General features: G+C 44.4%; 14 protein-coding genes. 11 read left to right on the top strand and 3 right to left on the bottom strand.

The annotated features are described in order from the left end of the window. Positions 1-837: 837 nt before the first annotated feature. Positions 838-1,506, bottom strand: a complete 669-nt coding sequence (locus tag dnm_RS15205) for a substrate-binding periplasmic protein (RefSeq protein ID WP_276571904.1) — start codon at positions 1,504-1,506, stop codon at positions 838-840. A gap of 527 nt (positions 1,507-2,033) precedes the next feature. Here dnm_RS15205 and gcvH point away from each other — a divergent pair. From gcvH to dnm_RS15165, 9 genes are all read left to right on the top strand, one after another. Beyond that, positions 2,034-2,543, top strand: a complete 510-nt coding sequence (gene gcvH, locus dnm_RS15200; RefSeq protein WP_337833606.1) for a glycine cleavage system protein GcvH — start codon at positions 2,034-2,036, stop codon at positions 2,541-2,543. Between the two features lie 59 nt (positions 2,544-2,602). After that, entirely contained in the window at positions 2,603-3,943 is a 1,341-nt protein-coding gene (gcvPA, locus tag dnm_RS15195) for an aminomethyl-transferring glycine dehydrogenase subunit GcvPA (protein ID WP_207683478.1), read from the top strand. Positions 3,944-4,002: 59 nt separating this feature from the next. Further along, entirely contained in the window at positions 4,003-5,457 is a 1,455-nt protein-coding gene (gcvPB, locus tag dnm_RS15190) for an aminomethyl-transferring glycine dehydrogenase subunit GcvPB (protein WP_207683477.1), read from the top strand. Continuing rightward, a complete protein-coding gene (locus dnm_RS15185) occupies positions 5,417-5,569 on the top strand; it encodes a hypothetical protein (RefSeq protein ID WP_207683476.1) in 153 nt (50 codons plus the stop codon). The genes gcvPB and dnm_RS15185 overlap by 41 nt, the downstream gene beginning before the upstream one ends. After that, positions 5,538-6,257, top strand: a complete 720-nt coding sequence (gene lipB / locus dnm_RS15180) for a lipoyl(octanoyl) transferase LipB (protein ID WP_246556335.1) — start codon at positions 5,538-5,540, stop codon at positions 6,255-6,257. The genes dnm_RS15185 and lipB overlap by 32 nt, the downstream gene beginning before the upstream one ends. A 337-nt stretch (positions 6,258-6,594) precedes the next feature. Further along, positions 6,595-8,145 (top strand): murein biosynthesis integral membrane protein MurJ, encoded by a 1,551-nt coding sequence (murJ, locus tag dnm_RS15175; RefSeq protein ID WP_246556334.1) that lies wholly within the window; start codon positions 6,595-6,597, stop codon positions 8,143-8,145. Beyond that, positions 8,139-8,426 (top strand): FtsB family cell division protein, encoded by a 288-nt coding sequence (locus dnm_RS15170; RefSeq protein ID WP_207683474.1) that lies wholly within the window; start codon positions 8,139-8,141, stop codon positions 8,424-8,426. Before murJ ends, dnm_RS15170 begins: the two co-directional genes overlap by 7 nt. A gap of 173 nt (positions 8,427-8,599) precedes the next feature. Then, positions 8,600-8,731: a hypothetical protein gene (locus tag dnm_RS31300; protein WP_276571892.1), complete on the top strand. Its 132-nt coding sequence runs from the start codon at positions 8,600-8,602 to the stop codon at positions 8,729-8,731. Positions 8,732-8,741: 10 nt separating this feature from the next. Further along, positions 8,742-9,908, top strand: coding sequence for a DegT/DnrJ/EryC1/StrS family aminotransferase (locus dnm_RS15165; RefSeq protein ID WP_207683473.1), 1,167 nt, complete (start codon positions 8,742-8,744; stop codon positions 9,906-9,908). A 340-nt stretch (positions 9,909-10,248) separates the two neighbouring features. Here the strand turns inward: dnm_RS15165 and dusB are convergent, their stop codons facing one another. Both dusB and dnm_RS15155 read right to left on the bottom strand, forming a co-directional pair. Beyond that, positions 10,249-11,226 (bottom strand): tRNA dihydrouridine synthase DusB, encoded by a 978-nt coding sequence (gene dusB, locus dnm_RS15160; RefSeq protein WP_207683472.1) that lies wholly within the window; start codon positions 11,224-11,226, stop codon positions 10,249-10,251. Between the two features lie 406 nt (positions 11,227-11,632). Then, positions 11,633-11,965: a hypothetical protein gene (locus dnm_RS15155; protein ID WP_207683471.1), complete on the bottom strand. Its 333-nt coding sequence runs from the start codon at positions 11,963-11,965 to the stop codon at positions 11,633-11,635. A gap of 484 nt (positions 11,966-12,449) precedes the next feature. On the opposite strand from dnm_RS15155, the gene dnm_RS15150 reads away from it, so the two are divergent. Together dnm_RS15150 and dnm_RS15145 are read left to right on the top strand one after the other, a co-directional pair. Further along, positions 12,450-13,253 (top strand): MlaE family ABC transporter permease, encoded by an 804-nt coding sequence (locus dnm_RS15150; protein WP_207683470.1) that lies wholly within the window; start codon positions 12,450-12,452, stop codon positions 13,251-13,253. Positions 13,254-13,322: 69 nt separating this feature from the next. Next, positions 13,323-14,063, top strand: coding sequence for an ABC transporter ATP-binding protein (locus dnm_RS15145; RefSeq protein WP_207683469.1), 741 nt, complete (start codon positions 13,323-13,325; stop codon positions 14,061-14,063). Positions 14,064-14,138 lie beyond the last annotated feature (75 nt).

Genomic DNA, 14,138 nt, shown 5'->3' with positions numbered 1-14,138 from the left:
GTGTCAAAACGAAACCCTCAAATTTGCTGTTTCTTAATGTCACACCACGATTAGCACAGGATTAGGTTTTTCTTGTTAGCGGACGCTTTCCTAACTGCTTAATCTGATAAATAATATTCGGGTTGTTTACAGCAGAATTTTTCAAATTGTGCCTGAACAAATTGCAAATTTGTTCTATATTGTCTGATTATAACGGATTTAGGGAAGGGCTGACCAAGCCTCGCAGGGCCGGCATATTTGTAGCAGCAGGTTTGCAGGCCCCGCGGCATATTCGCAACATGATTTGCTGCAAATATGCCGTCCCTGCGGGGCTTTCCCGCCATCCCCTAAATCCGTTATAATCAGAAAAGCTAAAAGTTTGTCATTCCTGCGAAAGCAGGAATCTGTTTTTGGGCCGATGTAGTGTTCCGGCGAGCGGTGGATTCCTGCTTTCGCAGGAATGACAGAAAAAAATTTGAACATCGGGTGAAAGATAATTTGCTCAGGTGAGATTTTCATAAAAGGATGATCCTTAACCAAATAATACTGATAAATATTAAATAGTTATGTCCAATACCGATAATTCGGATTTATCATCTCATGGTTATGGTGCTTTTTACATTTATTTATACTCAGCAGATCGAAAAGTTTCCGGCCTGTGTGCGGGACTGCAAAAAAAACCGGCTTTTTTTCCTGGACAGAGACTCTCCCCGGCCGGAAAAAGCCGGGTTTCTCCCACGTCCGTCGTGCCCGCTCTGTGACAGCCCGGAAACTTTTCGATTTACTCGATACTTGATAATCAAGTTTTTCAGTCATTCCTGCTTTCGCAGGAATGCCAAAGAGGCCGGCCGGGTCGGATCAGAAAGCTTGGTTATCGGGTTGATAATAATGATTTCTGATTTGTTCTAATGCCCCGTTTTCTTGTAATAACTTCATAAACTGACTGAATTTCTCTGCAAGAACTGCTCCTCGCTCACCAAGAGACTTTGAAAAAGCAAAATATACAGGATTTTGAGTGAGTACATAAACGATCTCAAATTTGCTCTGTTCAAGACCGATCTTTTTACACATAAATTTGAAACATGCTTCAGAATCTGCTGCTAAGTCAAACCGTTGTTTGTTAAGCATCTTTATCAGTTGTTCTTTGGTATCGCAAAATGTTTTTTTCAATTCTTTAAGATTATCAAATTGCGAACCATATTTGTATCCGGCAATGACGCCTAATGAATGGCTTTTCAAATCGTTAAGTTCCCTGATCTTTATTCCGCTTTCTTTCCGAGCCCATATTACAGTTTTAACAGTGTTAATGGGAACGGAAGGATAATAAAGGAATTCTTCCCGTTCTTTGGTTCGAAACAGTGTAAAAATTCCATCCGCTTCCCCCTCTTTTATATTCATCAGGGCTCTTTTCCAAGGAAACGCTTTAAATTCATGTCTGATTCCATTCTGTTTGCAGAACTCAACGATAACATCCAGATCCATGCCTTTTAATTTATCTTTGTCCTTATAGACTAAAGGCGGTGACATGCCGCTGGTTACAAAAGACATTTTTTCCGCAAAAACACTTATCGGTATTAATAGAAAGACAATGAAAAAGCCTATGCTTATCCGTACATTTATATTTGAAATAATAAGATATTCTGCATCCTCTGACGTTGTTGTGTATTTCATTATCGCATTACCATTTTTAAGCACAGACGGTGGGTTTCGCTTCGCTACACCCACCCTACATTCTACATTTGGGTAAATTATTCCTAAGATGATGCCTGGAAACGAATAATCTCCGTTCCCGGCTCTGCAATAACAAGTTATATCTATATCTGATCAGAGAAGTTTCGTCAAGCAAGTTGATGTAATCAGCATTAGAAGTTCTCTTAACAAACATCAGGAGAATTCCTTAGAAACTGATAACCTACTTTATTATAAAGAAAAAAAATTCGAAATTCCGGGGAATTCATACTAATTTATTGACAAATCAGATCAGCTATGCCATATTTAACGAATAGAAAATTCACATATATCCTCGTTCCAATACTTCGTGTCCCGGACAGCAGGTGAAATCAGGACGCGAAGCGTCCGCTCTGCATTCCCACGCAAAGCGTGGGAACGAGATCGCTGAAGGTTTTTTTCCTGATTATGATAATTTTAAAAGAGGAGAGGGCATGAAAGAAATCAATGAGTTAAATTTTCCTGATGGGTTGCGTTATACTGATGATCATGAATGGGCCAAATCCGACGGAGACAAGGTAAAGATCGGCATTACTGACTACGCTCAGGATCAGCTCGGAGATATCGTATTCGTGGAATTGCCCGAATTAGGTGAGACGTTTGCAAAAGGAGAGGAATTCGGAACTGTGGAATCTGTAAAAGCGGTTTCCGAGATATATATGCCTGTCAGCGGAGAGGTTGTTTCGATAAATGAGGAACTTGCGGACGCACCCGAACAGGTAAATGAGGACCCCTACGGACGCGGCTGGATGATTGAGATCATATCTGATGATTCTGCTGAAATGGACAGTCTCAAGTCTAAAGCGGATTATCTCGGCATGCTCAGGGGATTGTAACAACCTGAGTCTTAAATGTGTCTTTTTGTCTAACTTAAAAATGATGAAAGGATTATAATATGAGATATTTACCTCACACAGAAGACGATATTGCTTCAATGCTGAAGGAGGTAGGCGCGAAAAGTCTCGAGGATATCTTCTCAGCCATCCCTGAAGATTGCCGCCGAAAGAATGCGCTCAGTCTGCCGGAACCTCTCACAGAATGGGAACTGAACGATCATATGGGCAATCTGGCACATATCATGGCAGTCTCCCCGGAATATAAGGTGTTCATGGGGGCAGGCAGCTATGAGCATTATATTCCCGCGTCAGTCAGTTACCTCCTGGGCCGGTCTGAATTTTCAACAGCCTATACCCCTTATCAGCCGGAAATCAGCCAAGGAACACTCCAGGCCATTTATGAATATCAGACCCTCGCGTGCCTGCTTTTAGGCATGGAAGTGGCAAATGCGTCCATGTATGATGGCGCGTCTGCCCTGGCCGAGGCATTGCTCATGGCGATTCGCATCAGCCGTCGTCAGAAAAAAGTCGCGGTTTCAAGCCTGATTCATCCTCTGTATCGCCGCGTGGTTCAGACCTATTTCGCGCCCACGGATTATGAAATTGTTGAACTTCCTTATCTCAAAAATGGCAGAACAGATATTTCAAATCTGGCCAATATGAATGACCTTGCAGCCGTCGCAGTCCAATCTCCCAATTTTTTCGGCTGTGTTGAAGATTTGAAGATCATCGGAGAACACGCGCATAAACAAAAAGCCCTGTTTGTCACGAGCTTTACAGAACCCCTTGCTTACGGACTTTTTAAAACTCCCGGGAGTCAGGGCGCGGATATTGTATGCGGCGAAGGTCAGAGTCTCGGTATTCCTCGCTCCTTTGGCGGCCCCGGGCTCGGGATGTTCGCCACCAAAAAGCAGTACATGCGAAACATGCCGGGGCGTCTGATCGGTCAGACCAAAGACAAGGACGGAAAAAGAGGGTTTGTTCTGACCCTTGCCACGCGTGAACAGCACATTCGCCGGGAAAAAGCCACGTCCAACATTTGCTCCAACCAGGGGCTTTGTGCGACCACGGCGGCAATGTACATGGCCTCTGTCGGCGGCACAGGTATGAGAGAACTTGCCAAACTCAACTATGACAAAGCTGAGTATCTCAAAGCAGAATTGAAAAAAGCAGGATTCAAAATAAGCTTTGTCAGCCCCACATTTAATGAATTTGTGGTGGAATTCCCGGGCAAATCTGAGGCAGCCTACAAGCGGTTACTGGGTAAAAAAATTGTTGCCGGCCTTTCCTTGGGAACCTATTATCCTGAATTGGCGAATCACTATCTTTTATGCGTGACAGAAACCCGCTCCAAGGAAGACATGGATGAGCTTGTTGGGGAATTGAAAATTAAGAATTAAGAATTCTCAATTTTTGATTTTTAATTCTCAATTCTCAATTATTCGTCGGAGGTGAAATTATGAAAGAAACTGTCGGCACCACAGGTCTGATACTGAATGAACCTTTGCTCTGGGAAAAGGGAAAAAAAGGGAGAATTGGTTTTTCTCTGCCCCGGCAGGATGTTCCTCCTGCTTCCCCGGATCCTTCACTCATGGGCGAGGGGCCGGACTTTCCTGATCTGAGCGAGGTTGATGTCATCCGCCATTACACCCGGCTCTCCCAGTGGAATTTCTCAGTTGACAGCGGTATGTATCCGCTGGGTTCATGCACCATGAAGTATAACCCGAAAACCAATGAAAATCAGGCGAATCTTCGGGGATTTGCCGATGCGCATCCGCTTCTCCCCCCGGAACTGTCTCAGGGAACCCTGAAAATGATGTCTGAGCTTGAGGAGCTTCTGGCGGAAATCACCGGCATGGACTCGGTTTCTCTCCAACCTGCGGCCGGTGCCCACGGCGAGCTTACCGGAATGCTCGTTTTTTACGCGTATCACAAAAGTAAGGGATCACGTCGTTCAAAAATTCTTATTCCGGACACGGCTCATGGGACAAATCCGGCCAGTGCCACCCTCTGCGGTTTCAAATCCGTTCCGGTGAAATCCAATGACCAGGGCATACTTTCTGCTGAAACGGTTGCTGAACTTATGGATGAAGACACAGCGGGAATCATGGTCACGAATCCCAACACCCTCGGTCTTTTTGAAGAAAACATTAAAAAAATTGCTGAGATCGTTCACGGAAAAGACGGGCTGATCTATTGCGACGGGGCAAATATGAACGCACTCATGGGGATCGTCAATATGGGCGATATTGGCGTTGATGTCTTGCATCTGAATCTCCATAAAACATTTTCAACCCCCCATGGCGGCGGAGGCCCGGGAGCCGGTCCGGTGTGCGTGAAAAAGCATCTGGAGCCTTTTCTCCCGGTTCCCCGTGTGATGGAGAAGAATGGAAAATATATTCTTTCTGAAGATTTTCCGCAATCTGTGGGAAAACTGCACGGATTTTACGGAAATTTCGGGGTGCTGATAAAGGCTTACAGCTATATTCTGAGCATGGGGGCGGATTTGAAAAAGGTAAGTCAGTTGGCGGTGTTAAACGCCAATTATATCAAAGAAAAATTAAAGGGAGTTTTGTATCTTCCTTATGACAGACCTTGTATGCATGAATGCGTGTTTTCCGATAAAAATCAGGCTGCTCAGAAAGTCACCACCCTGGATATGGCAAAACGCCTCATGGATTACGGATTTCATCCGCCCACCATCTATTTTCCGCTGGTTGTCCACGGTGCAATTATGGTGGAGCCTACGGAAACTGAATCCAAAGAAAATCTTGACCTTTTTATTGAAACGTTTAAGACCATTGCAGAAGAGGCCAAAACAAATCCCGATCAACTGCACGAAGCCCCCACAAGCCCGAAAGTCAGACGGCTGGATGAAACTACAGCCGCACGGCATCCGTGTCTTATGGGGTGAAACTGGAAACTGGAAACTTGAAACTGGAAACTTGAAACTGGAAACTGGAAACTGGAAACTGGAAACTGGAAACTGGAAACTTGAAACTGGAAACTGGAAACTCGAAATTTGAAATTTGGCTCTGTGCGGAAATGCCTGTTATTGAATATGGGGAAGCTTGGGATTTGCAGGTTGAGCTTGTGGCTGCGAGAAGGGACGGCAGGCTTGAGCGTGATGTTGTCTTGCTGTTAGAGCATCTTCCGGTGTTCACTCTGGGCCGAAGGGGAGGTCTTGAAAATCTGATTGTGTCTGAAGCTTTTCTGAAAGAATCAGGTATTCCGGTGTTTCATGCGGAGCGGGGCGGTAATATCACTTTTCACGGGCCTGGCCAGCTTGTGGGATATCCTATCATAAACCTGCAAGGGGCCAGGCTGAGTGTCACGGATTATGTGGAAAAATTGGAGGAGGTCATGATTCGCACGGCTGCGGATTTTGGTGTGCAGGCTGAACGCAATCCCATGAACCGGGGCGTATGGGTGAGCAATAACAAGCTGGGCAGCATCGGGATTGCGGTCCGCCGGGGGATTTGCTTTCATGGGTTTGCGTTTAATGTGAATCTTTCTTTGGAACCTTTTGGATGGATAAATCCGTGCGGTTTGCATGGCATAGGCGTAACAACGCTGGAGCAGGAGCTTTTGCAAAGTGTGTCTATGAAACAAGTACGGAAAAGCGTCAGGCAATACTTTCAATCGGTTTTCAAGGTCGAACTCGCTATGACAGATATCTCCGAATTGCAGCGTCTTCTGAAGAGGGCTGTGTAAAAAACATTCCCCCAAAAGCACTCGAAGGCACGGCTGCTTTCAGGGTCCTCAACGCGTGGACACCTGATAACAAAGAACTGCTCGGAGCTGCTGCCGGTGCCGCAAAACTTGAAAGTGCAATTGTTGCAAAATCTTAACACGAGGGAGAGAACCTAATTACAAATTACAAATTACAAATTACAAATCACAAATTACAAATTACAAATTACAAATCACAAATTACAAATCACAAATTACAAATCACAAATTACAAATCACAACTTGCAAACCACAAATTACAAATCACAAATCACAACTTGCAAACCACAAATTACAAATTATGTCTGAAAATTCCCGTATGACAAAAGCGGCCGGTATTGTCGGTTCGGCAACATTTCTGAGCCGCATTTTCGGTTTTATAAGAGATGTTGTCATTGCCTGGTTCTTCGGAGCCGGGCTGAGTTCGGATGCCTTTTTTGTGGCGTTCAGAATTCCTAACCTGTTAAGACGGCTTTTTGCCGAAGGGTCCCTGAGCATTGCATTTATCCCCGTTTTTACCGAATATCTTACCAACCAGGGGAAAGATGAGGCTTTTCATCTGGCACGGTCCGCCATAAGGCTGTTGTCCGCCATTCTGGTTGTCATGGTCATTTTAGGGATTCTGCTGGCTCCCATCATCATACAGGTGATCGCGCCGGGTTTTACGGATTCGCCTGAAAAATTTTCTCTGACAGTCACGCTCACCCGTATCATGTTCCCTTACATTTTTTTTATCTGCCTTGTGGCCCTTTGCATGGGAATTCTTAATACGCTCGGCCATTTTGCCGCACCTGCCCTCGCGCCGGTGTTTCTGAATCTTGCACTGATCTTTTCTGCGTTTTTTATTGCGCCTTATATGGCTGAACCGGTAACAGGGCTTGCCATCGGTGTTCTTATCGGAGGGTTTTTGCAGCTCGGGCTTCAGTTGCCGTTTCTGATAAAAAAAGGGCTTTATTTCTGGCAAAAAGCAAGCTTTTACCATCCTGGAATAAAAAAAGTGGGAACCCTGATGCTCCCGGCTGTGTTCGGTGCTTCGGTTTATCAGTTGAACATTCTCATCGGAACCCTGCTTGCCTCTTTGCTGCCCGAAGGAAGTGTCTCCTATCTTTATTATGCGGACCGGCTGGTGCAGTTTCCCCTGGGGATTTTTGCCATTGCCACAGCCACGGCTGTTCTGCCGAGTCTGTCCAGGCAGGCGGCTGCAAAGGATTTTGAGGCTGTCAGAGATACATTCGGCTATGCCATGAAACTGGTTTCCTTTATCACTATTCCTTCCATGGCAGGTCTTATTGTTTTAAGAGAACCGATTGTGGCGCTGTTATTTAAAAGAGGGGCGTTTGATATTGAAACAACGCGCATGACCGCTTATGCGCTGTTGTATTACAGTGTGGGACTCTGGGCGTTTTCAGCAGTTCGCATCGTAGTTTCCACGTTTTACGCGTTGCAGGATACAAAAACCCCTACAAAAATCGCTGTCATATCCATCTTTGCAAATATGGTGCTGGGAATCATTCTGATGATCCCCATGGGTCACGGGGGGCTTGCATTATCCACCTCACTGGCTTCAATGCTGAATCTCGGACTTCTTATCCGCTCGCTAAGAAAAAAACTCGGTTTGTTAAAATGGAGAAGCATATTAAAATCCGTTTTCAATTCTGTGTTATGTTCATTATTAATGGCAATTTTTGTGCGGAGTGCGGCATCTCTGATTATCCCGCCAGAACACGGAACAGTATTGAATCTTTTTTCAGGGGTTGTGATAAGTATCGCAGTCGGTTTGCTTGCTTACGGATTTTTTTCCTTTTTGACGAAAAGCCAGGAATTTGAAAAAGTGCTGACAATGGCAAAAAAAGGGTTGAAAAAATGCTGAACTTAAAACAAAATATGCTGGTAACTTCTGCAATCGCAGCGTTGTTTTGCCTGTTTCTGCTTATTATATTCGGTGACAAGGGCCTTGCCGACCTCAATATGCTTAAAAAAGCCAGAGACGGTCTGAAGGACAAAAACGAAATGCTCGTGCAGGAAAACATCTCTTTATATCATTCAATAGAGCGATTAAAAAATGACCTTGTTTTTATTGAAAATATAGCAAGGCAGGAACTCGGGGTTGTCAGCAAAAACGAGATCATATTCAAAATCAGTAAACAATAAAAAAACTTCTCGTTCCCAGGCTCCGCCTGGGAACGCATACTGCAAAAAACTTCTCGTTCCCAGGCTCCGCCTGGGAACGCATACTGCAAGGCTCTGCCTTGCGTGGTATTGGCTTGTGATCACACACAAGACAATACCAGCCTCTGAGAACGCATACCCCAGGGGAATCTGCCTTGCGTGGTATTCGTGGTATTGGCTTGTGGTCACACACGAGGCAGAGCCTTGCGTGGTATTGGCTTGTGATCACACACGAGGCAGAGCCTCTGAGAATGCGTTCCCAGGCAGAGCCTGGGAACGAGTATTAAGGAATATTTTATGCAATTCATTGATCTTGCTGCCCAGCAGCAGCGGATTCGTACAAAAATCGAAGCAAATATAAAGGCTGTCCTTGATCATGGACAATATGTTATGGGGCCCGAAATTAAGGAACTGGAAGACCGGCTAAGTGCTTATACGGGTGTGAAACACGCCATTGCATGTTCTTCAGGAACCGATGCCCTCCTTATGGCGCTGATGGCTTATGATGTGGGCCCGGGTGATGCTGTTTTCACGACGCCTTTTACTTTCATTGCCACTGCCGAAGTCATAAGCCTCCTCGGAGCGACACCGGTATTTTGGGATATTGATCCAAAAACATTTAATCTGGAAACTGGAAACTGGAAACTGGAAACTGGAAACGCTGAACTTACTCCGAAAGGAATTATCGGGGTTGATCTTTTCGGACTTCCTGCTGATTATAATTCCATCAATACCATTGCCCAAAAACACGGCCTTTTTGTGATTGAGGACGCAGCACAGTCTTTCGGGGCCGAATATCATGGCAGGAAAGCGTGTTCTCTTGCTGATGTTGCGTGTACGTCTTTTTTTCCGGCCAAACCCCTGGGCTGTTATGGCGATGGCGGGGCTGTGTTTACAGATAATGACGAACTGGCGGAAAAAATGATCTCCATTCGGATTCATGGGCAAAGTTCACATAAATATGACAATGCCCGGATCGGTATTAACGGACGGATAGATGCCATTCAGGCTGCGATTTTATTAGCCAAACTTGATATTTTCCCGGAAGAGACCGAACTCCGTCAGCAGGTTGCCCAACGATATACGGACGGCATCAGGTCTTATTTCCCTGCGGATGATCAGGGGCAGGCTTTGCTGATTCCGCCTTCTCTTCCTGATGGAATGAAAAGTGTCTGGGCGCAGTATTCCATTTTGGCGCAAGATGAGCAGCACCGTGCCGCGATTCAGGCAAAACTCGGAGCAGCAGAAATCCCCACCGCGATTTATTACCCCAGACCTCTGCATCTTCAGCCTGCTTTTGAGTATTTGGGGTATAAGCAAGGGGATTTTCCCATAAGTGAGGATTTTTCCCGGCGTATTTTCAGCCTTCCCATGCATCCGTATCTGACCAGGGAGGAACAGGAGCGGATTGTGGAAATTTTAGCGGCGGGTGTTAAGGAACCAAACTACAGGGAAATCGGATAAGAAAGGGAATTTTTTTCCTTTTCTTATCCATCTTCCTTGTAATTTTTATTCAATTTTATAATTTCCCATACAAAAAAAAACAAGGAGTGCTAAAATTACATTTTAGCGAATTTCTCAGAAAAGAGTTTCACTCGGTAATCAGCTTGTTGACCTGGTTTGAACAAACAGTCTGTCATTCCTGCGAAAGCAGGAATCCATTTTTAGCCGATGCAGCGGTCCCGGGAACTGTGGATTCCTGCTTTCGCAGGAATGACAGAAAAAAAAACTTGATTATCGGGTTTCAGCAGATCGAACAGGTGGAAAAAACCAGACAAAATCCCTCTTTTGCTAAAATGTAATTTTAGTACTCCTTTTTTTCAAGAAGTGAGTCCATATATAATTTTATAAGTCTTTTTGCCTCGTCTTCAGATGAAATCCGCTTGATGGATTCACGAAATACGCTGCTGTGCGGAAGTCCTTTTGTAAACCATCCGAGACGGCTTCGCATGATACGGCACGCATGTTCCTCCCCGATATATTCCACGGATGCCTCCAGATAGCGTATCATGGTCTTATAACGCAGGGGAATATCCACAGGTATCACAGGTTCTCCCCGGATAAGGGACAAAACCTGAGAAAAAATCCACGGATTTCCAATGCCAGCCCTTCCGATCATAACAGCGTCGCAGCCTGTCTGATTTTGCATTCTTATTGCATCTTCCGGGGCAACGATATCCCCGTTTCCGATAACAGGCATGGACACGCTTTTCTTTATTGCCGCGATAACAGACCAGTCAGCGGATCCTCCGAAACCCTGGGTGGCGGTTCTCGGATGCACGGCAATGGCATTTACCCCGCATGATTCTGCAATTTCGGCAATTTTGAGCGCCTGTGTTCCGGAATAATCCCATCCGCTTCTGATTTTTATGGTGAAAGGAATTTTTACTGAGTTCCGAACGGCTTTGAGAATGGCTTCTGTTTTTTCAGGTGCTTTCATCAGGGCGGACCCGGACCCTGTTTTGAGTACCTTTTTAACTGAGCAGCCAAAATTGATATCAAGCACATCAGCCCCTGACGCCTCAACCATTGCGGCCGCGTCAGCCATTATTGACGGATCTGAGCCAAATATCTGAACAGATAAGGGTTTTTCTTCTGCTGCGCTTTCGAGCATCCGGATGGTTTTGTGGGATTTATAGACAAGTCCGTTGGCACTGATCATTTCAGAACAGACCAATGCGCATCCGGCCTCTTTTACCAGAAGCCGAAAAGGCAGATTGGTAATGCCCGCGAGCGGTGCCAGCACTGTAATATTTTTAAGTGAAAGTGAACCGATTTTCATTTCTTTGTCTTATAATTGTCATAAATACGAACTCAACAGTGAAAAGTTCAAAATTCAAAGTTGGAAGTTGTTCCATAACCTTTTGAAATCAAAGGGCGATATATGCCTCTCGGAAAATATCAGTGCCGTTAATTTCAGGAGGTTATGAGAACTTGCGACTGTCGAGATACGAATAAGGAGTGCTAAAATTTTATTTTGCTCAATGTTCAAATTTTTTTCTGTCATTCCTGCGAAAGCAGGAATCCACTGCTCTCGGAACGCCGCATCGGTCAAAAACAGATTCCTGCTTTCGCAGGAATGACAAATTTTTTGTCCGAACCGGGTCAGCAAACTTGATCATTGAGTTTTAGCAATTGCATTTTAGCATTTACCCGGAAACCAGATGTCTGACGATGACAGTCAGCGCTTAGTTTTTCTTTCGATTTGTCAGAGATATCACCTTTGCGTCACCGGAGTTTTTCGGTGCTTCCTCTTCTTCTTGGGAAGGTTCGGGAATTTCAGGTTGTTCAGGGCAGATAACCTCTTCCATTCGCATTTTTTTTCCGTTCATGGTGAATTCCTCACCATTGATATAAACATCCCTTAATATCCATGTGACAACCTGCAACGGTATCTGAAGAAGAAGCAGTTTCACATGATACCAGTCCCTTTTAACATCCGGGGAAATATCTTCTATCCTGGCAAACATAAGAGGGTTATCTTCAAAATATATAAGCACAATATCGTTTTCCTGAGCCATGTTTTTACCATCCTTTGAATTGATCTTTACCGTGAAAATAAATTTTGAAAACCCGGGTTTTTTATCTGAAAATATCTTCATAACCGGGAGCGAAAAACCCGGGTTTTTCATGAGCGTTTATTTACAACATCCTGATTCTTCAGACTTATTTTTCGTCGGTGTCCGGGAACAGATTAAATTATTACACAACTCTGCTTGACATACAAGCCTTAGTTCACTATATTCGCCAAATAAAATTATTTTGAAGTATTTCAGATGTGTTCTGGCATAAGAATTGCATAAAATCGAAGACTTCCGAAGTGTTGGAAACTTCGGAAGTTTGTTGACTATATCAATATTTTCGTTTGTCTGAGCGAATTTTTCGAACTAAAATAATTTAGTTTACTCTGTTTCAGTCTCAAATGCAACAAATTATGTTGGAACAAATCTGATTCTGATTATTATTTTTTGTCTTTTCTCTAAAAATTTCAACAGGAAGCGGGTTATGAATCAAACTGATTTCATGACAATACCTTTGTCTGTCCTTGGCAGACGAATCATTTCCCTGGTTCAGGAAACAGGCAAAATTACCATTTTCTTTTTCAAGGGATTTATTCATATCTTTACGTTTCCCCTTCAGCTATCTAAAATCATACATCAAATTTATTTTATCGGTATGAAATCTCTTTTTGTTATCTGTCTGACAGGGGCATTTACCGGAATGGTTCTGGGGCTTCAGTTATATTACACGCTGATAAAATTTGGGTCCGAAGGCGTGCTGGGGTCGGCCATAGGGCTTACGCTGATCCGGGAACTGGGACCGGTTCTCAGTGCCATCATGGTCACGGGCATGGCCGGGTCTGCCATGGCTTCTGAAATCGGTATCATGCGAATCTCCGAACAAATCGACGCTCTGAAAACCATGGATATTAATCCCATACGTTTTCTTGTCGGTCCCAGGATGGCGGCTGCACTTATCAGTTTTCCCCTTCTTGCCGCGCTTTTTGATGTGGTGGGAATTTTCGGGGGATATCTGACAGGTTCGTTACTGCTCGGCGTCAATCCCGGTATTTATTTTTCCGGAATGGAAACAAGTGTCTCAATGGTGGACATTAATGGCGGATTTATCAAGTCACTTGCTTTTGCCGCAGTGGTTGTGACTATATGCTGTTTTCAGGGGTATTACACGCACACCCGTGCCGGAGGGTTCGGGGCCAAAGGCGTGGGGATTTCCACCACGACGGCGGTGGTTCATTCCTGTGTGCTGATTCTTGTGACTGACTATGTTCTGACTTCTTTTTTGCTTTAGGAAAAAATTGAGAATTGAGAAATTTGCGTTTTTCAATTCTTAACTTTAATTTTAAGGGGTTCGAGATTTATGGACCAACCGCTTATTCAAATTAAAAACATCTCTAAAAAATTTGGTGATAATCATGTCCTGAACGGCGCTGATTTTTGTATTTACAAAGGGGAAGTTACCACGGTCATCGGCAAAAGCGGCGGGGGCAAAAGTGTATTGCTCAAACATATCATCGGCTTGGTGGAACCTGATTCCGGCATGATTCTCTTTCAGGGACAGCCAGTTTCAGAGATGAAAAAGGCTGAGAAAAGGGCTATGAGAAAAAAATTCAGTTATATGTTCCAGGGAACAGCTCTTTTTGATTCCATGACGGTTTTTGAAAACATTGCCCTTCCGCTTATGGAAAAGACTTCGTTGCGGAAAAAAGAGATTCAGCAACAGGTTGAGGAGAAAATGCAGCAGCTTGACCTGAATGATATCAATGACAAATATCCTTCTCAGCTTTCCGGGGGGATGAAAAAACGGGTGGCAATGGCAAGAGCATTGATAACTGATCCGGAGATTGTTCTTTTTGACGAACCTACCACCGGCCTGGATCCGATCCGCAAAAATGCGGTTCACAGCATGATCTCTGATTACCAGAAAAAATTCGGATTTACAGCCGTGGTGGTGAGCCATGAAATCCCTGATGTTTTTTATATTTCCCAGCGCATTGCCATGCTGGAGCAGGGCAAAATCCTTTTTGAAGGAAGCCCGGATGAGATTCAAAAACTCCCTGACTCTGTGGTGCAGAACTTTATTCAGGGGGTTGAAAGTTAAAAAGGTGTTAGGTGTTAGGTGTTAGGTGTTAAGTTAAGAAGAACAAAGACTTGACACCTGACACCTAACACTTAA

The sequence above is a fragment of the Desulfonema magnum genome (assembly GCF_017377395.1).
In the GTDB taxonomy this organism is placed as follows: Bacteria; Desulfobacterota; Desulfobacteria; order Desulfobacterales; family 4be13; genus Desulfonema_C; species Desulfonema_C magnum.
The sequence above is the reverse complement of the archived record's forward strand: the minus strand, read 5'-3'. Positions and strand labels throughout refer to the sequence as shown.

Coding starts and splice junctions, on each gene's coding strand:
- dnm_RS15205 (WP_276571904.1), bottom strand. CDS start 1,506: ATGTCACCGCCTTTAGTCTATAAGGACAAAGATAAATTAAAAGGCATG.
- gcvPA (WP_207683478.1), top strand. CDS start 2,603: ATGAGATATTTACCTCACACAGAAGACGATATTGCTTCAATGCTGAAG.
- gcvPB (WP_207683477.1), top strand. CDS start 4,003: ATGAAAGAAACTGTCGGCACCACAGGTCTGATACTGAATGAACCTTTG.
- dnm_RS15185 (WP_207683476.1), top strand. CDS start 5,417: ATGAAACTACAGCCGCACGGCATCCGTGTCTTATGGGGTGAAACTGGA.
- murJ (WP_246556334.1), top strand. CDS start 6,595: ATGACAAAAGCGGCCGGTATTGTCGGTTCGGCAACATTTCTGAGCCGC.
- dnm_RS15170 (WP_207683474.1), top strand. CDS start 8,139: ATGCTGAACTTAAAACAAAATATGCTGGTAACTTCTGCAATCGCAGCG.
- dnm_RS15165 (WP_207683473.1), top strand. CDS start 8,742: ATGCAATTCATTGATCTTGCTGCCCAGCAGCAGCGGATTCGTACAAAA.
- dusB (WP_207683472.1), bottom strand. CDS start 11,226: ATGAAAATCGGTTCACTTTCACTTAAAAATATTACAGTGCTGGCACCG.
- dnm_RS15155 (WP_207683471.1), bottom strand. CDS start 11,965: ATGGCTCAGGAAAACGATATTGTGCTTATATATTTTGAAGATAACCCT.
- dnm_RS15150 (WP_207683470.1), top strand. CDS start 12,450: ATGAATCAAACTGATTTCATGACAATACCTTTGTCTGTCCTTGGCAGA.
- dnm_RS15145 (WP_207683469.1), top strand. CDS start 13,323: ATGGACCAACCGCTTATTCAAATTAAAAACATCTCTAAAAAATTTGGT.